Below are 15,790 nucleotides of genomic sequence, written 5' to 3'. Positions count from 1 at the left end.
CATGCTGAAAATATACCCGGACTCAGTCTGGATAAGCTTCTTAAAGGCGGGGACCAACCGATCCACACCGGAACGCTATTCCTTTAAAATTGAATTTCCCAGAACAAACTTCCGCGCCCCTCCATGACCGCCCGAAACCGCCCGCTCGACAACCAGGATCGCAAGATCATGCGCGAGCTACAGAAGAACGCCCGGCTGAGTAACGCCGAGCTTGCCGAACTGGTCGGCATGTCGACCACCGCGTGCTGGAATCGCACGCGTCAACTGGAAACCGAAGGGTATATCCGCGGCTACGTCGCGTTGCTCGATCAGCAGAAGCTCGGCTTCGCGGACGTGGTGCTGCTCGAAGTCACGCTCGACCGTCACGACGACGACGCGCTCGCCCGCTTCGGCGCCGAACTGGCGACGCTATCCGAAGTGCTAGAAGCGTATCTGGTCTCGGGTGACTACGACTATCTGGTCAAAGTGGCGGTCGACGGCACGGCCGGCTACGAACGGTTCCTGCGCGAAAAGCTGTACAAGATCGCCGGCATTCGTCACAGCCGCTCGATGTTCGCGCTGCGTTGCATGAAGAGCATTCCGTCGATCGCGATCTGACCTGCCCATGCGCCGAAGTCCGCCACTCGTGCCGAGCTTTATTGCGCGGCACGCGACGCGGCGAGGATCGCATCGGCGACGGCCTTCGGCTGCCTCACCATCGCGACATGGCTCGCATTGACGCGCGTCACTTTCGCGTCGATGTTCGCGGCCATCTTCTGCTGCAGAGTCGGATCGATCATGCGGTCCTGAGCGGAAATCACGACGAGGCTCTTGACCTTGTCGTCGTTGCCCGCCTCGCTGACCACGACACCGCCCCATGAATGACCCACGAGAATGACCGGGCCCGTCTGCTGATCGATCACGCGTTTGGTCGCCGATACATCGTCGGCCAGCGACCTCAGCGGATTCCGCACCGCCCCCACGTGCAGCCCGCGCGCTTCGAGCAGCGGAATCACCTTGTCCCAACTGGAGCCGTCGGCGAATGCGCCGTGCACCAGCACGACGTTCTTGCCCTTCAGATCCTGAGGCGGCGCGGCATGGAAGCCTGCAACGTTAATAGTCACCAAGCAGCAATGCGGACCCGAGGCACTTCTTGAGAAACGTGGTCATTGTCTATGTCCGGACAGGACGGAAACGCTATTGAATCGGCCGTCCGGAGAAAGCACGCGGACGGCCGGTATAAGACAGCGCATGGCAGCGCGTGATAGCGATTACGAATGTGCGTAGATATCGCCGAGGCCGATCACGTCCGGCGCGCTCGCCTTTGCGTGGCGCATCGGCGCACGCGACCCCGAGGCCGAACCGCCCTTCGCCACACCGCCATACGCCGCGGCGGCCGAACCGTTGTCGGCGTTGATGCGCGCCTGCGCGGCCTGGAGGTTGCTCGGGTAGTGGGCTTCGTCGCCCGCCGCCGCGTTGTAGCCGGCCTTCTGCAACTGGACCAGTTCGGCGCGCACTTCGGAGCGGGTCAGCGGCTGTTGTGCCTGCGCGAACGAAACGACGGGGATGGAAACCAGCGCGGCGACGATAAGCGATTGAACGAGTTTCATGAGTTTTCTCCAGATATCAGGGTATGCAAAGTTCAAGGATTGAGCAGAACGCGACGCGCTTAAAACAGAACTGCCGTCATGTTGCCGCCTGATGCAAACGCACTGTTGCGAATCAACCTTGCGTGTAGATATTTGAACCCGCTGACGTATCGGGAATGTTTTCGTGGGTGGCGTTAATGCAAGCTTGTTTGTCTGAGTACGGGGCGGATACATTGCGATACAAAAAAGCCGTTCCGGAGTTCAGAGCGACTAGTCGGTAGTCAATGGCGCGCACACGTTTGAAGCGGTTCGTGACCGCGGATAACTTCATGACGCTGATCGGCAAGTTCGCCGCGTACGGTGAACTCGCGAGCGGCGAGCTGACCACGGTGCCGATCGCGCATCCGCTCTTTGAAAACGCGCAGGCGCGAGTGCTGGTCAAAGCGGACCGGCCGCTCGCGCCGGGCCCGCTGGAATTGCTCAGATGGATTCAGGAGCGCATGCCGATGTTCGCGACGCCGCAGGCGAATGAACCGCGCAAGCGCAAGACGCGTCGACGAAGTCGGGGCTGAGGCTGGAGAGGGCGGGATTAGCCGCCATATGGTGGCGCCGCTCGGCACCATCGCCGGCGAGCCAACCTGCTCTCTAGCTCAGATTCCTCAGCGTCAACCTCGCTTCAAGCCCGCCGCTCACACGGTTATGCAGCGACAGCGTCGCGTCCATTGCAAGCGCGAGTTGCCGTGCGATCGCGAGACCGAGCCCCGTTCCGCCCGTCTGGCGATTGCGCGATGTTTCCAGCCGCGCGAACGGCTCGAACACCGCTTCCAGCGACTCGTCCGGTATGCCGGGGCCGCGATCGAACACGCTGACCGTGGTCTGGCCGTCGTGCACCTCGGCGATGTTGATCTCCGCTGAGCCGCCGAACTTCAACGCGTTGTCGACGAGATTGCCCACGATGCGGCGCAACGCCTGGGGACGCGTCGTCAGCGACGTGCCGAAGCGGCCTTGCAGCGACACTTGCTGGCCCGCGTCCACGTAGTCGCACACGAGGCTGTCGAATAGCGCGTCGGGGTCGATCCGGCACGGCGTCTCGGTGGTGCCGTGCATCGTCCGCGCGTAGGTGACGCCCTCTTTGACCAGCGCCTGCATCTCGTGCAGGTCTTGTCTGAGCTTCGCGGCTTGCGGGTCGTCCTCCATCACGTCGACGCGCAAGCGCATGCGCGTGATCGGCGTTTGCAAGTCGTGCGAAATCGCCGCCAGGATCTGCATGCGCTCGGTCATGTAGGTGGAGATGCGGTCCTGCATCGCATTGAAAGCACGCGCCGCCCGCGCGACTTCCGACGGTCCGCCTTCCGGCAGGCGGCTCGCCTTCAGGTCCGGGCCCAACGTATCGGCCGCCACGGCGAGCTGATGCAGCGGACGCGTCGCGAGCCGTACCGCCAGCCAGCAGCAGCCGGCGAGCACGATCAATTGCAGCAGCAGCACGAGCGGCAGCCAGCGCGACAGCGGCGCGCCCGGCATGGGCCGCAGATCGATCGTCAGCGGTGTGCCGTCGCTCAATTTCAGATGAACCTGCAGGCGTTCTCGCTCGCCGGGGACCGCGTTCACCGTCAACGGATAGTTTGTGCCGATGCCGTCGCCAATGGATCGCGCAACGCGCGCCGACAGACTCGCATCGACCGGCGCGCCGGGAACGCCCGGCCCGAGCACGAACTCATAGCTGCGCCGCGCGAGACGCGGCAGCCACTGCGCGCGCTGGTCAGGCGGTAAATGATCGAGCAGCGCCACCGAACTCGCCACCTCGCGTTCGATGTAGCCCATCATTATGTTGGTCATGGTCTGGTCGCGTTCGGTCAGCGTGAACCAGAACGACAGCGTCTGCGCCAGCGCGAGGCCGACGAACAGAATCACCGCGAGCCGCGCGAACAATGTGCGCGGCCAATGCAGCCACGAGCGCGTGTTCATTCCGGCTCACCGATGGCGGTCACGGCGGCGGAAAACACATAGCCCTCGCTGCGCAGCGTCTTGATGTAGCGCGGTTCGCGCGCGACGTCGCGCAAGCGTTGGCGCAAGCGGCTCACCATCAGGTCGATCGAGCGATCGAACTGATCGGCCTGGCGGCCCTGGGTCAGGTTGAGCAGCTGATCGCGCGTCAACACCCGCTGCGGGTGATCGAGAAACACGCGCAGCAGACGGTACTCGGCGCCGCTCAACGCGACCATCGTGCCTTCGGCATCGAGCAGATGGCGCGCGGTGGTGTCGAGCCGCCAATCGCCGAATTCCAGCATTTGCACCGACTCCGTCACCTGCATGCCGGGCGGCAGCATGCGTACGCGGCGCAGCACCGAGCGAATCCGCGCGAGCAGTTCGCGCGCGGCAAACGGTTTGGTCAGGTAATCGTCGGCGCCCATTTCCAGACCGAGAATCCGGTCCGCTTCCTCGTCGCGGGCCGTCAGCATCAGGATGGGCACAGTGCGGAATTTGCCGGCGCGCAATTCGCGGCACAGCACCAGTCCGTCTTCGTCCGGCAGCATCAGATCCAGCACGATCAGATCGGGCGCGCCCTGGTCCAGCGCGGCGCGCATCTGGCGGCCGTTGGCGGCGAGCGATACCCGGATGCCGTTCTTCTCGAGGTAGCCGGCGAGCAATTCGCGAATGCCGCGGTCGTCGTCGACGATCAGTACGTGGTCGGTAGTGTCCATCTATGCGTCATCTCTCGTGGTGTTTCATCCGCATCCGGCTCGTATGAAGCGGCGAATCACGCACCGGATGCACCATGGTTATGGCATGCCTGCTTTATAGCCTGGCTCGCACGGCGAATTGTGTCGCAGTGTATCTCGCCCTCCCGCCGACACAAAACATTGCAAGCGCACGCCATTGCCGACATAAGCCAGATAAGCGCGGACGTTCCGATACGGCCATACCAGCCAACGGAAAGTCCATCATGCACAGCACCTTCGAAACGCCGCTCGCCCTGCTGGCCGGGCTGCTCACCATTGCCTCTCCGTGCATTCTGCCAGTCATGCCGATCCTGCTCGGCACCTCGGTCGAGCAGCCGAGCCGCACGCGGCCGCTGTTCATCGTCGCCGGATTCATTATCACCTTCGCTTCGTTTGCGATGCTGCTGGGCGCCGTGTCCAGCACGGTGCACGTCGCGCAGCAAGCGCTGCGCAATACCGGCATCGCGTTGCTTGCGCTGTCCGGACTGTTGCGCCTGTGGCCGCGTCCCTACGACTGGCTCGTTGCGCAATGGCAGGGACCGCTGGAGCGCATCGGCGCCGCGATCGCGCCGGGCGTGCAGCCCGGTAGCGGCAACGCGGGCGGCTTCGTGCTGGGCATGTCGCTGGGCGCGGTGTGGACACCGTGCGCCGGGCCCGTGCTCGCTTCGATCCTGGTGCTGGTGGTCAAGGCGCAGGACCTCGGATGGTCGGCACTGTTGCTTACGTTGTATGCGATCGGCGCGGCCATTCCAATGCTCGCGATCATCTACGGCGGACATTACGTGACGCAACGGGTGCGCGTGGTCTCGCGCCATGCGCAGCGCCTGCAACAGGTGTTCGGCGTGCTCGTGATGCTGACCGCACTCGCGATCTATCTGCAATACGACGTTCTGATTTACGCGCGGATCGCCGCGCTCTTTCCGGCCCTCAAAGGACTCTGACATGCTATCCCAACTCAAGACACTCGCTATCGCCGCCACCTTTGCCGCCACGGCGGCTACCGGCACCGCCCCTCTCGCCGCGCCGTTGAAGGACGGCCCACCCGCACCGGAATTCACCGGCATTTCCAAATGGCTGAACAGCGATCCGATCACGCTTCAGCAATTGCGAGGCAAGGTGGTGCTGGTCGACTTCTGGACGTACACCTGTATTAATTGCATCGATACGCTGCCGTACGTGAAGGCCTGGAACCAGAAGTACAAGGATCAAGGCCTGACGGTGATCGGTGTGCACACGCCCGAATATCCGTTCGAGCGCAATACCGACAACGTCAAGACCGCGATCAAGCGCTTCGGCATCAGCTATCCGGTGGCGCAGGATAACGAGTACGCAACGTGGAGCGCTTACAACAACCAGTACTGGCCGGCCTTTTATCTGCTCGACAAGAAAGGCAAGGTTGCCTATACGCACTTCGGTGAAGGCGACTACGCGCAAACGGAAGCCGCGATTCAGGCGCTGCTCGCGCAAAAGGATTGATGCCAGTTTTTTGCCGTGATGTCCGGACGGGTCGAAGCGATGGGTGACATTGCTTCAGCCCGTTTTTTTGTACGGCTGCGTTCGGCCAGCACGCTGCGGACGCGTCGCGTCATGAATAGAACTGCGCGGCGGACAGTAGCCGGAACCACAGATTTGTATCGCAACGTATCTGCCGATCGCGCGGATACACAGCATTGCAATAGTCCGCCCTCGCGACACAAGCCAGATACCTCAGCCGGTTTTAATGCATCAACGACGGACGCTGAGAAACACCTTGCCGCGAACCTGAATCAAATGCGGCTCGCCTCTCAGCCAAACCGGCGCCTTTTTCCTATTTGCCTCATACCCAGTTTCTGGAGAACGACATGAAAGTTTCGATGATCGCTTTGGCCCTCGCCGCATTCGCCACGACAGCATCCGCTTACGCCACCACTTCGGTCGATGCAAACGCAGACAAATTGAACGTTCAGCAGACGCGCCAATGGACGCCCGACCACAGCAACGCGACGGGGAAAACCCGTCAGGAAGTTCGTCAGGAACTGGTGCGTGCCCAGAAAGACGGACAGCTCGCCGCCCTTAAGCAGCTCTACCAGGGAAGCTGAGCATTGCTCGCTGCCGGGCGCTGCGCTCCGGATCGATCACGTCACCTGACGCGACACATCCGGAGCCGCCTGTAGAGCACCGTCACTTTTCAACATACTGTTTCGAGGTCTCATCATGATCAAGCATCTTCTTATCGCGGCGTCGCTCGTTGTCAGTGCCGTTGCCGTCTCTCCCGCTTTCGCGAGCAGCGGCTATGGCCCTGCGCCGCACTACGATCCGCTCGCAGGCGCACCCTCGTCGCAACGCGGCCAAAGCGTCCAGACGATTCGCGCCGAACAGCCGCAGGCGATGGCGATGGCGAGCATCGATGCCGACACAGCCGCGCAGTCCTATGGCGGCGTGCGCGATACGGTTTCCCAGTCGGGCGCGCGCGTTGCGTTCAACGCGCCGCGCTCCGCTTACTCGCATCACTAAATCATTCAAGCAAGGATATTCATCATGACCCAACTCGATAAAGTGCTGTACACCGGCAAGACCCACACCACCGGCGGCCGCGACGGTGCGTCGCGCAGCTCCGATGGCCGGCTGGACGTGAAGCTCTCGGCGCCCGGCATTGCCGCAGCCGGCACGAATCCGGAGCAGATGCTAGCTGCGGGCTGGTCGGCTTGCTTCATCGGCGCAATGGGGCTCGCTGCGAAGAAGATGAACGTCGCGCTGCCGCATGACACTGCCGTCGATGCGGAGATCGATCTGGGTATGAACGGCGACGCTTATTTCCTGCGGGCGCGTTTGAATGTCAGCCTGCCGGGTGTCGATCGCGAAGTCGCACGGGCGCTGGCAGATATCGCGCACCAAACGTGTCCGTACTCGAAAGCGACGCGCGGCAATATCGACGTTGTCGTTACAGTTGTCTAAGCTTTCCTCTTCTTCGTGAGAGTTGGCGGCGCACTCCAGTGAGTGCGCCGCTTTATTTTTTATTCATCCACATGCGCTGTCTCTGTATGGCGTGGTGCTGATGCGCCTGAAAGTCGATGGCTGGTTGCCAATCAAGGTCGGCGCAAAACATTGTGGCCTTGTCGCGCCGACCTAGCGCGTCGCGCAAAAAAATCGCGATGAGCCATACCTCCGCTCATCGCGACTCTGTTCGCGCTAATTTCCCAACGACGCCTGCCACGCATCGCCAACGCCGACCCGCCCGGCAAGCAGCCAGGCAATCGCACGATGACGGTGCAACCCGCGCAAAGGCATAGTCGACTCCAAGCACTAGAGGCGCGCGACATCGGTGATCGCGTCGGCAAAGGCCTTCGGCGCTTCCTGCGGCAGGTTGTGTCCAATGCCGCCGCTGAGGTTGCGGTGCTGATAGCTGCCCGTGAATTTCTTCGCGTACGCAGCCGGATCGGGATGCGCCGCGCCGTTCGCATCGCCTTCCATCGTGATGGTCGGCACCCCGATCGTCGGCGCCATCGCCAGACGCTTTTCCAGTTCGTCGTATTGCGCCTCGCCCTGGGCCAGCCCCAGGCGCCACCGGTAGTTGTGAATCACCACCGCCACATGATCCGGATTGTTGAACGACTGCGCCGTGCGCTCGAACGTCGCATCGTCGAAATCCCATTTCGGCGACGCCGTGTGCCAGATCAGCTTGTTGAAATCGTGCCGGTTCGCTTCATAGCCCGCATAGCCGCGCTCCGTGGCGAAATAGAACTGATACCACCACGTCAGCTCCGCCTTCGGCGGCAGCGGCGCGCGGTTCGCCTCCTGACTGCCGATCAGGTAGCCGCTCACCGATACCATCGCCTTGCAGCGTTGCGGCCACAGCGCCGCGATGATGTTCACCGTGCGCGCGCCCCAGTCGAAGCCGCCCAGCACTGCCTTGTCGATTTTCAGCGCGTCCATCAGCGCGATGATGTCCACCGCGACCACCGCCTGCTGACCGTTGCGCGGCGTATCGGCCGACAGGAAGCGCGTCGAACCATAGCCGCGCAGATACGGCACGATCACCCGGTAGCCCCCGGCCACCAGCAGCGGCGTGACTTCCGCGAAGCTGTGGATGTCGTAGGGCCAGCCGTGCAGCAGAATGACGACCGGTCCGTTGCGCGGACCTGCTTCCACATAGCCGATGCTCAGCGTACCGGCGTTGATCTGCCGAACGGGCCCGAACGACGCGGCGCCTGCCGCCTTCGTACCGCCCGCCGTTGCATTGGACTGCGCGTGAGCCAGTCCGCTCAGGCCCAACTCCAGCAGACTGATACCGGCAACGGTGGTCCCCAGCAGACGGCGGCGCCGCAGGTTGATCTGGTCCGACATGGCTATTCTCCTAATGATGTAGTTCGCACTAGAGGAAGCGGGCTTTTCGTCGTGAAGCCCGGCGTGACGTACCGCGGCGACTGCCGCGGGCACGGATTGAACCGATCGACTGGCGCGCCGAAAGGCGCGGCCGGTCAACCGCATCGCTGCTTACGGCTTTGCGTAAACCGGGCCGAGGCCGATAACATCAGGCTGCGCGACACGCGAACCCGATGCCGAAGTGCCGGCCGTCGAACCACCGTATGACGACACCGACAGGCCCTGTTGCGCATTCAGGCGCGCCTGCGCTGCTTCGATGTTCTTCGGATATTGAGTCTGATCGCTGGCGGGGTTGTAGCCGGCGCGCTGCAGCTCGACCAGTTGCGCGCGGACATCGGCACGCGTAAGCGGCTGGTTCGACTGCGCGAACGACAAAGCGGGAATAGCGACGACAGCGGCGACGATAAGCGATTGAACGAGCTTCATGATTTGCACCTCAAGAGAATTGATTGACGCAAACACCTGTTTGCGTTCTGTTCTGCAAAGCCAGTTCGTCTGGCCTGGAGGTATTAGACCCCGCTGACGTATCGGGCTTGTGTCTGCAATTATGAGCAATGCAAAGTTATGTAGCGGCTAACGGCGTAGATACATTGCTATACAAAAAAGGCGGAGCACCCACGGCACGCCTTCTTTGGACTGGGCACGTCGCGACGCCTCAGCGCGCGGCTCAATGCTTCGATTTGAAATTTCAATCATGAAGACTGTACGGATGCGACGGAGGGTGGTGAGGATTGCGGCGCAGCCGCAAATCGTGGACGACACTGGATGGCGCGGCGAGGTCATTATAGTCACGTGTTGACATGTGCTGAATGCGCATTGGGTGTTGTTCTTGCACAGAACATCCGTTCCGGCCTGATACCGACAGCGCGCCATCAAAATCATGTCGTTATATGGCGCAAGCTTGAGAGTATCGTGACGATTGCCGTGCTCGCCATCTGCCGCGCCGTCTTCGCATTAAGCGACTTCGCTGTGAATTACCACTTCTCGCGGGGAGAATCCGATGCTCACTCTCTATTCGTATCCGGACCTGTTCGGCGTAGCCGATAACAATCCGTTCGGCCTGAAGGTGTTCGCGTTCATGAAGTTGTGCGAAATGAACTTCGAGCACCGGCATATCCTCGATACGAGCCTCGCTCCGCGCGGCCAACTGCCGTATCTGGTCGATGGCGACGATACGATCGGCGACAGCGACCGCATCATCGCGCATTTGAAAGCCCGGTACGATCTACAGATCGACCGCGCGCTTTCGGCCGGACAAGTGAATCTCGACTTCATGGTGCGGCGAACGCTCGACGATCTGTACTGGTCGATGAGCTTTTCACGTTGGCGCGACGATCGCTTCTGGCCGTCGTTTCGCGACGCCATTCTCGCCACGCACGCCGAGGTAAGCGCGCACGATCTCGACGCAGCGCGTGAGTACAACCGCTTGCGTTATCACTATCAGGGCATCGGCCGCTACGAGCCGGAACAGGTGTACGCGCGGGGCATCGACGATCTACGCGTCGTCGCCGATCTGCTCGGCGACAGCGGGTTTGTCTTTGGCCCCGCTCCCGCCACCATCGACGCGGCAATCTATGGTTTCATCGCCAATATCTATTTCTACGACATCGACACGCCGTTAAAGCGCTACGTGCTATCGCGCCGCGCGCTGATTCGTCATTGCGAGGCGATCCATCAGCGGATCAGCGGTTAGAGCAATGCTGTGCATCAATCGGGACGCCACGTGCTTGCCGAATAGCGAGTAGCCGGACAACCGGCTCACGCTTCACGCAACGGCTTCTGGCAAGCGGCCAGCACGGCGCCGGCCGCCAGCAGCAACGCGGAATAAACCAGGCCTCGCGCAAGACCAGCGCCGTCCGACACCCAGCCGATCACCATTGGCCCGACGATCTGCCCAAACGCGAACACGATCGTGAATGCACTGATGCCTTTGGCCCAATGACTCGCGGGCAGATTGTGGCGCACGAATGCCGTGGTCGACGCGACCGCCGACAGAAACGTCGCGCCGAACAGCAGCCCGGACACGAACGCCAACCACGGCTGCGCGAACAACGCGGGCAGCAGCGTCGCGACGGCGAGCAACGCATTGAGCACCGCGAGCGCCTGCCCGCCGCGCATCCGGTCAAGCAGCCCGGACCACAGGCGCGCCGACACCACCGTCGCCACGCCGAGCAGCAGATAAAAGCCCGTCACGACCGGCGCGCTCATCCCCGCGTTGCGCAGCAGCGCGACGATGAACGTCATGTAGCCGATATAGCCGACGCCGAACAAACCGTAGCCCGCCAGCGCCATGCTGAAGCGCGGCCAATGCAGCCCCGTGGCCGGGCCAGGCCCGCGCGCCGCCGTTGCGGCGCTCACATGCGCGCTTTCGATTTTGCGCGCCGCGCCGATCGCCACCGCCGCGAACACTGCGCACGCGGCCGCCAGCGCGAACCACGCGAACTGCCAGCCGTGTGGGACGTTGAGGATGGTCAGCGGCACCAGCACCGACGACGCCACGATGCCCCATCCCGTGCCGCCGTAGTACAAGCCGAGGACGAGCCCCGCCTCATGCGGCCGCGCCGACGCGAGCCGCGCCGCCAGTACGCCGCCGCCGATGAAGATCGCCGCGCTGCTCGCGCCGGTGATGACGCGCAACGCGAGCAGCGAGTCGGTGTCGGCGAGCAGGCCGCTGCCGGCCATCAGCAGCGCGGTGGCCGCGCAACCGCCGCCGAACAATGCGCCGGCCGACCAGCGGCGCGCGAGACGCGGAAACGCCAGCGCGCCGAGCAGATAGCCGAGCGCATTGGCCGTGTTCATCGCGCCGGCTTGAGCGAAGCTCCAGCCGAGGTCGAGTTTCATCGACGGCAGCAGCAGCGCGTAGGCGAAGCGCGCCAGTCCCAGAGCGATCGCGCTGCCTAGTGACAGCGCGGCGGCGAGCGTCAGGGTCGGCAGGCGCTGCGCCGCTTCGGTGGGCGTGGAGTTCGGTGCGGTGTCGAGTGAGGTGGGCGGCATGGGCTAACGGGAAAGACCTGGTCTTCTGCGAGACAAGTGGAATGGGAGGCTGAATGCGGCTACGTCGCCATCATATCTGGGAGCGCTTGGCGGGACGGACCGTTAGTTGCCTTTATATCAGCAATCGCATGTTGGCGTGCAGGGCCGCCGTTTGGGTCTCAAGAGCGGCCTCCAGCGCCGCCGTTTTGGACGCGGCCTGCAACGGCGCCCAGCTTGCGAAACGGCGCGCGGCAGCCGTGCACTGGCGCGACATTCTGAGCAACGTGGGTTTGCGGCAGGACGGCATCGAACACTTCAATCTGCTAATGCGCTCGCTGATGCACGTGTCCTCTCGCCCGCTGGATATGCGCTGCCGTTGCGCCAGCAATCTGGGCAAGGACGACGCGTTGATCCTGCAAACCATCGCGTTGCTGCAAAAGACGCATAGCGGGGCCGCGTTGCGCATGTTGAGCGAATGGCCGCATGAGCCGAATCGCTCATCGCCGCGCGCTGACTGCGCCAACATCGTCGCGGATCACGCCGGACGCCCGGCGCAAGCGAGTGATCGCGACACTACCCTGGATAACATCCGCAACGCGCCGCGATTCTCAGCCAGGTGTCCGCTCTTTCGGCACGACGAGCAGCAATGCCACGCCGCTCACGACCAGCGACGCGGCCAACAGATACAGCGCATTGTCCATGCTGCCGGTGTGCGTCTTGATCTGACCGATCACCCACGGACTAACGATGCCGCTCGTAATGCCGATGCTGCTGATCAACGCGATGCCGGCAGCAGCAGCCGTGCCGGAAAGATAGCTGGACGGCACCGTCCAGAAGATCGGCAGCGCTGCGAAGATCAGCACCGCGGCAAGCGAGAGAATCGCGAGCATCGCAGGAAAGCTGCTCAGATGCAGCGTCAACAGCGAGAGCGCCGCGCCGCCGCCGATCGTGCAAGCGGCAAAATGACGGCGACGCTCGCCGCGACGATCCGAATGACGCGCAATCAGAATCAGCCCCACTGCGCCAACCGCATTCGGGATCACCGTGTACAGGCTGATCGCCAGCACGTCGTGCACGCCGAAGTCGCGAATCATCAGCGGCATCCAGAAGCTCAGCGTCAACGACGCGCAGGTCAGCGCAAAGTAGATGAACGCGAACAGATAGACGCGCGGATTGCCCAAGGCCTGCCTCAACGAGCGCGACGAATGCGCGTTCGCGTGCGAGCCGTGACGGCGGTCCTCGTCGCGTTGTGCGATCAGCCGTGCCTTCTCCGCCGCGCTGAGCCAGCGCGCGTGTTGCGGGCCGTCCACCAGATAGAACGCGGCGAGCAGACCGAGCACGATCGCGGGCGCGCCTTCGATCACGAACATCCACTGCCAGCCGAACAGTCCCAACACGCCGGCCATGTCGCGCATGATCCAGCCGGACACCAGGCCGCCGAGCACGCCCGCCACCGCGACACCCGCGAAGAAGATCGACAGCACGGCCGCGCGCCGCCGCGCCGGATACCAGTAGGTCAGATACAACACGATGCCGGGAAAGAAGCCCGCTTCGAACACGCCGAGCATGAAGCGCATCACGTAGAAATGCGTCGGAGTGGACACCATCATCATGCCGACCGAAGCGATGCCCCATAGCAGCATGATTCGCGTGAAAGTGCGGCGCGCGCCGAAACGAGCGAGCAGAAGGTTGCTCGGTACTTCGCACAGCACGTAGCCGATGTAGAAGACCGCCGCGCCGAGCCCATACATCGCGTCGCTGAAACCGAGGTCGTGCTTCATCTGCAATTGCGCGAAGCCGATATTGATGCGATCGAGAAACGACACCACGTAGCACAGAAACAGAAACGGAATGATCCGCAGCGACACCTTGCGATACAGCAGGTCGTCATGGGCGATGCCGGACGCATCCGGCTCCAGCGCGGGGGCGACAGATTGGCTCATCGGTTTTCTCCAAACGTGAGGGTCCAACGGACCCGGTAGGTCCGGCGTCTTGCTGCGCCGCTTGGATGGGTTCTGCTGAAACGGCACGCGCACGCGCCAAGGCGCCGCGTTGCCGGTTTGAGTAGCGCACGGCGCGCCGTGGCCGCGCGTGTTCTATTCGTTGCTTGCCGCTCGCCTTTTTACGTGGCCTCAGGCCGCCAGCGGATGTTCGTCCGTGCGTTGTGCCGAAGCATCGGCTACGCTTTCGCGCGCGGCCTGCATGGCTTCGATCAGCGTCGCGTAATCGCCAATATGATTGGCGAGCAGCAGGATCAGTTGCGCATTCGCCGATTGGCTCTGCGCGGCGTCCAGATCGCGGTGCATATCGATCAGCGCCTCGTAGAAATCGTCGGGACGGTCGAGGTTCGGTTGCGTGTTCAGTGCCATGTCTGTCTCCTGCTATTTTTTACTCGTGCGCTCATGCGCTCATGCCCTGCGTGTGTGGCGCGGGCTTGCGCGTTCAGGACGTGCCTTCGACGCACAGCGCGCGCTTGAACGCATGCCCGACAGCGGCCGTGTCGACTTGCCGCCAACGCGCGCACACATGCTGATCCGGCCGAATCAGGTAGAACGTGCCATGTGTAGCGTTGTAGCGTGCGCTCGCCAAACCCTCGGCGTCGTGGACCACACGCAGGCCCGGCAACGACTCGGCCTGCGCGTCGCCGCGCGTCACCACGACGAGCTGCAATGGAACCGGCCCCGCGCGCAACGCGTCCAATGCGGCCCGCGTCACCGGATCGATACCTTGCTCGCCGCAGAACAGCACGCCGGTGAATTGCTGGCCGAGCTGCGGCAACAGCCATCCCGCTTGCCCGTCCACTTGCACCGGCGCATCGACGCACGACGCGCCCGGCACCATCGCGCCGTCGAAGCGGTCCTGGTCCGCTGTATTCAGCGGGGAATCACGCAATACCGCCGGCACGGAGAGCCGCCCGCTATTGGTCAACTGACGCGCGAACGGATGATGCCGCGACAACTTCAGCACGGCATCGCGGAAGACGCGGCTCACGGGACTCTTCGGCGTAATGAAATCGGTGGAGCGGGTGGAATTGCGGATGTTCTCGTCGGCGGCGAATTCGCGTTCGCTTGCATAGGTGTCGAGCAATGCATCGGACGCGTTGCCTTCGAGCACCATCGCCAACTTCCATGCGAGGTTTTCTGCATCCTGCACACCGCTATTCGCGCCGCGCGCGCCGAACGGCGACACGCCATGCGCGGAGTCGCCCGCGAACAGCACGTTGCCGTGCCGGAAGCGCTCCATCCGCAAACACGAAAACGTATAGACGCTGACCCATTCCAGTTCGAACTTCGCGTCCGCGCCGAGCAATGCGCGCACCCGCGGAATCACGCGCTCAGGCGTTTTCTCCAGCACGGGGTCGGCGTCCCATCCCAACTGGAAATCGATTCGCCACACGTTGTCCGGTTGACGATGCAGCAATACAGATTGATTCGGATGAAACGGCGGATCGAACCAGAACCAGCGCTCGGTCGGAAAGTCCGCTTCCATTTTTACGTCGGCGATCAGGAAGCGGTCCTTGAAGGTCACGCCCTTGCTGTCGAGTCCCATCAGCTTGCGCAGCGGACTGCGCGAGCCGTCGGCGGCGACCACATAACGGCCGCGCAACGGATACTGCCCATTGGGCGTTTCGACCGTCAACGTCACGCCGGCTTCGCAGGTGCCCGGCGCGCCGTTCTGCTGCACGCCGACCACTTTGCTTTTCCAGCGGATCTCCAGATTCGGCATCTCCTGCGCGCGTTCGAGCAGAAAGCCTTCGACGTAGTACTGCTGCAGATTGATGAACGCGGGCCGGTGATGCCCCACTTCCGGTTGCAGATTGAACGTGTACACAAGTTCGTCTTTCAGGAACACCTTGCCGACATTCCAGCTGATGCCTTTGTCCACCATCTTCTGACCGCAGCCCAGGCGGTCGAAGATATCGAGCGAGCGCTTCGAAAAGCAGATCGCCCGCGATCCGGTGGACAATGAACAATCGTCGTCGACCAGCACGACCGGCACGCCGTGCTGCGCGACATCGATCGCGGTGGCAAGACCCACCGGGCCCGCGCCGACCACGATCACCGGATGGACCGCTTGCTCCGCGCCCGGTTGTGCGCTTTGTTCGCGGCACGGCTGGTATTCGAACGACAGCGTCTGGTAGTTGATGCTCATCTTGTGTCTCCGTCC

Annotated in this window: 16 protein-coding genes and 2 pseudogenes; 8 read left to right on the top strand and 10 right to left on the bottom strand. The window is 62.9% G+C overall.

The genetic code is table 11. From position 1 onward, the window contains the following. Positions 1-123 precede the first annotated feature (123 nt). Positions 124-597 (top strand): Lrp/AsnC family transcriptional regulator, encoded by a 474-nt coding sequence (locus PQR02_RS12655; RefSeq protein WP_121323672.1) that lies wholly within the window; start codon positions 124-126, stop codon positions 595-597. A gap of 38 nt (positions 598-635) precedes the next feature. On the opposite strand, the pseudogene PQR02_RS12650 reads toward PQR02_RS12655, so the two are convergent. After that, positions 636-1,149 (bottom strand): annotated as a pseudogene (locus PQR02_RS12650) (alpha/beta fold hydrolase). A 101-nt stretch (positions 1,150-1,250) separates the two neighbouring features. Continuing rightward, positions 1,251-1,589, bottom strand: coding sequence for a DUF4148 domain-containing protein (locus tag PQR02_RS12645; RefSeq protein ID WP_408230584.1), 339 nt, complete (start codon positions 1,587-1,589; stop codon positions 1,251-1,253). A 278-nt stretch (positions 1,590-1,867) separates the two neighbouring features. Here PQR02_RS12645 and PQR02_RS12640 point away from each other — a divergent pair. Further along, positions 1,868-2,140, top strand: a pseudogene (locus tag PQR02_RS12640) (LysR family transcriptional regulator); the annotation flags it as partial. A 73-nt stretch (positions 2,141-2,213) separates the two neighbouring features. On the opposite strand, the gene PQR02_RS12635 reads toward PQR02_RS12640, so the two are convergent. Together PQR02_RS12635 and PQR02_RS12630 are read right to left on the bottom strand one after the other, a co-directional pair. After that, positions 2,214-3,533 (bottom strand): ATP-binding protein, encoded by a 1,320-nt coding sequence (locus PQR02_RS12635; protein WP_408230581.1) that lies wholly within the window; start codon positions 3,531-3,533, stop codon positions 2,214-2,216. Next, the gene (locus PQR02_RS12630) at positions 3,530-4,270 is read right to left on the bottom strand and encodes a response regulator (protein ID WP_408230578.1); all 741 of its coding nucleotides are present in this window, start codon (positions 4,268-4,270) and stop codon (positions 3,530-3,532) included. The genes PQR02_RS12635 and PQR02_RS12630 overlap by 4 nt, the downstream gene beginning before the upstream one ends. Before the next feature lie 242 nt (positions 4,271-4,512). Between PQR02_RS12630 and PQR02_RS12625 the strand changes: the two genes are divergently transcribed. From PQR02_RS12625 to PQR02_RS12605, 5 genes are all read left to right on the top strand, one after another. Further along, positions 4,513-5,229 (top strand): cytochrome c biogenesis CcdA family protein, encoded by a 717-nt coding sequence (locus PQR02_RS12625; RefSeq protein WP_408230575.1) that lies wholly within the window; start codon positions 4,513-4,515, stop codon positions 5,227-5,229. 1 nt (position 5,230) lies between these two features. Then, complete coding sequence (locus PQR02_RS12620; RefSeq protein WP_408230572.1) at positions 5,231-5,764, top strand: thioredoxin family protein; 534 nt, start codon at positions 5,231-5,233, stop codon at positions 5,762-5,764. 365 nt (positions 5,765-6,129) lie between these two features. Beyond that, positions 6,130-6,366 carry a DUF4148 domain-containing protein gene (locus tag PQR02_RS12615; RefSeq protein ID WP_408230569.1) on the top strand — a complete coding sequence of 79 codons (237 nt, stop codon included), beginning with the start codon at positions 6,130-6,132 and terminating at the stop codon, positions 6,364-6,366. 115 nt (positions 6,367-6,481) lie between these two features. Further along, positions 6,482-6,781 (top strand): hypothetical protein, encoded by a 300-nt coding sequence (locus tag PQR02_RS12610; protein WP_408230566.1) that lies wholly within the window; start codon positions 6,482-6,484, stop codon positions 6,779-6,781. A gap of 24 nt (positions 6,782-6,805) precedes the next feature. Continuing rightward, the gene (locus tag PQR02_RS12605) at positions 6,806-7,222 is read left to right on the top strand and encodes an organic hydroperoxide resistance protein (RefSeq protein ID WP_408230563.1); all 417 of its coding nucleotides are present in this window, start codon (positions 6,806-6,808) and stop codon (positions 7,220-7,222) included. 348 nt (positions 7,223-7,570) lie between these two features. On the opposite strand, the gene PQR02_RS12600 is transcribed toward PQR02_RS12605, so the two are convergent. Both PQR02_RS12600 and PQR02_RS12595 read right to left on the bottom strand, forming a co-directional pair. After that, the gene (locus PQR02_RS12600) at positions 7,571-8,611 is read right to left on the bottom strand and encodes an alpha/beta fold hydrolase (RefSeq protein WP_408230560.1); all 1,041 of its coding nucleotides are present in this window, start codon (positions 8,609-8,611) and stop codon (positions 7,571-7,573) included. 150 nt (positions 8,612-8,761) lie between these two features. Next, positions 8,762-9,076 (bottom strand): DUF4148 domain-containing protein, encoded by a 315-nt coding sequence (locus PQR02_RS12595; protein WP_408230557.1) that lies wholly within the window; start codon positions 9,074-9,076, stop codon positions 8,762-8,764. Between the two features lie 574 nt (positions 9,077-9,650). On the opposite strand from PQR02_RS12595, the gene PQR02_RS12590 reads away from it, so the two are divergent. Further along, complete coding sequence (locus PQR02_RS12590; protein WP_408230554.1) at positions 9,651-10,343, top strand: glutathione S-transferase C-terminal domain-containing protein; 693 nt, start codon at positions 9,651-9,653, stop codon at positions 10,341-10,343. A 65-nt stretch (positions 10,344-10,408) separates the two neighbouring features. Here PQR02_RS12590 and PQR02_RS12585 read toward each other — a convergent pair whose 3' ends face one another. From PQR02_RS12585 to PQR02_RS12570, 4 genes are all read right to left on the bottom strand, one after another. Beyond that, positions 10,409-11,644, bottom strand: coding sequence for a YbfB/YjiJ family MFS transporter (locus PQR02_RS12585; RefSeq protein WP_408230551.1), 1,236 nt, complete (start codon positions 11,642-11,644; stop codon positions 10,409-10,411). 587 nt (positions 11,645-12,231) lie between these two features. Further along, positions 12,232-13,566: an MFS transporter gene (locus tag PQR02_RS12580; RefSeq protein ID WP_408230548.1), complete on the bottom strand. Its 1,335-nt coding sequence runs from the start codon at positions 13,564-13,566 to the stop codon at positions 12,232-12,234. A 189-nt stretch (positions 13,567-13,755) separates the two neighbouring features. After that, positions 13,756-13,992, bottom strand: a complete 237-nt coding sequence (locus PQR02_RS12575) for a DUF2783 domain-containing protein (RefSeq protein WP_408230546.1) — start codon at positions 13,990-13,992, stop codon at positions 13,756-13,758. A 73-nt stretch (positions 13,993-14,065) separates the two neighbouring features. Beyond that, positions 14,066-15,775, bottom strand: coding sequence for an FAD-dependent oxidoreductase (locus tag PQR02_RS12570; protein ID WP_408230543.1), 1,710 nt, complete (start codon positions 15,773-15,775; stop codon positions 14,066-14,068). Between the last annotated feature and the right edge of the window lie 15 nt (positions 15,776-15,790).

The organism is Paraburkholderia sediminicola (assembly GCF_046026895.1).
GTDB lineage: Bacteria > Pseudomonadota > Gammaproteobacteria > Burkholderiales > Burkholderiaceae > Paraburkholderia > Paraburkholderia sediminicola_C.
The sequence above is the reverse complement of the archived record's forward strand: the minus strand, read 5'-3'. Positions and strand labels throughout refer to the sequence as shown.

What these genes read in the sequence shown, in the direction of transcription:
- PQR02_RS12655 (WP_121323672.1), top strand. Translation starts at nt 124, where the DNA reads ATGACCGCCCGAAACCGCCCGCTCGACAACCAGGATCGCAAGATCATG.
- PQR02_RS12645 (WP_408230584.1), bottom strand. Translation starts at nt 1,589, where the DNA reads ATGAAACTCGTTCAATCGCTTATCGTCGCCGCGCTGGTTTCCATCCCC.
- PQR02_RS12635 (WP_408230581.1), bottom strand. Translation starts at nt 3,533, where the DNA reads ATGAACACGCGCTCGTGGCTGCATTGGCCGCGCACATTGTTCGCGCGG.
- PQR02_RS12630 (WP_408230578.1), bottom strand. Translation starts at nt 4,270, where the DNA reads ATGGACACTACCGACCACGTACTGATCGTCGACGACGACCGCGGCATT.
- PQR02_RS12625 (WP_408230575.1), top strand. Translation starts at nt 4,513, where the DNA reads ATGCACAGCACCTTCGAAACGCCGCTCGCCCTGCTGGCCGGGCTGCTC.
- PQR02_RS12620 (WP_408230572.1), top strand. Translation starts at nt 5,231, where the DNA reads ATGCTATCCCAACTCAAGACACTCGCTATCGCCGCCACCTTTGCCGCC.
- PQR02_RS12615 (WP_408230569.1), top strand. Translation starts at nt 6,130, where the DNA reads ATGAAAGTTTCGATGATCGCTTTGGCCCTCGCCGCATTCGCCACGACA.
- PQR02_RS12610 (WP_408230566.1), top strand. Translation starts at nt 6,482, where the DNA reads ATGATCAAGCATCTTCTTATCGCGGCGTCGCTCGTTGTCAGTGCCGTT.
- PQR02_RS12605 (WP_408230563.1), top strand. Translation starts at nt 6,806, where the DNA reads ATGACCCAACTCGATAAAGTGCTGTACACCGGCAAGACCCACACCACC.
- PQR02_RS12600 (WP_408230560.1), bottom strand. Translation starts at nt 8,611, where the DNA reads ATGTCGGACCAGATCAACCTGCGGCGCCGCCGTCTGCTGGGGACCACC.
- PQR02_RS12595 (WP_408230557.1), bottom strand. Translation starts at nt 9,076, where the DNA reads ATGAAGCTCGTTCAATCGCTTATCGTCGCCGCTGTCGTCGCTATTCCC.
- PQR02_RS12590 (WP_408230554.1), top strand. Translation starts at nt 9,651, where the DNA reads ATGCTCACTCTCTATTCGTATCCGGACCTGTTCGGCGTAGCCGATAAC.
- PQR02_RS12585 (WP_408230551.1), bottom strand. Translation starts at nt 11,644, where the DNA reads ATGCCGCCCACCTCACTCGACACCGCACCGAACTCCACGCCCACCGAA.
- PQR02_RS12580 (WP_408230548.1), bottom strand. Translation starts at nt 13,566, where the DNA reads ATGAGCCAATCTGTCGCCCCCGCGCTGGAGCCGGATGCGTCCGGCATC.
- PQR02_RS12575 (WP_408230546.1), bottom strand. Translation starts at nt 13,992, where the DNA reads ATGGCACTGAACACGCAACCGAACCTCGACCGTCCCGACGATTTCTAC.
- PQR02_RS12570 (WP_408230543.1), bottom strand. Translation starts at nt 15,775, where the DNA reads ATGAGCATCAACTACCAGACGCTGTCGTTCGAATACCAGCCGTGCCGC.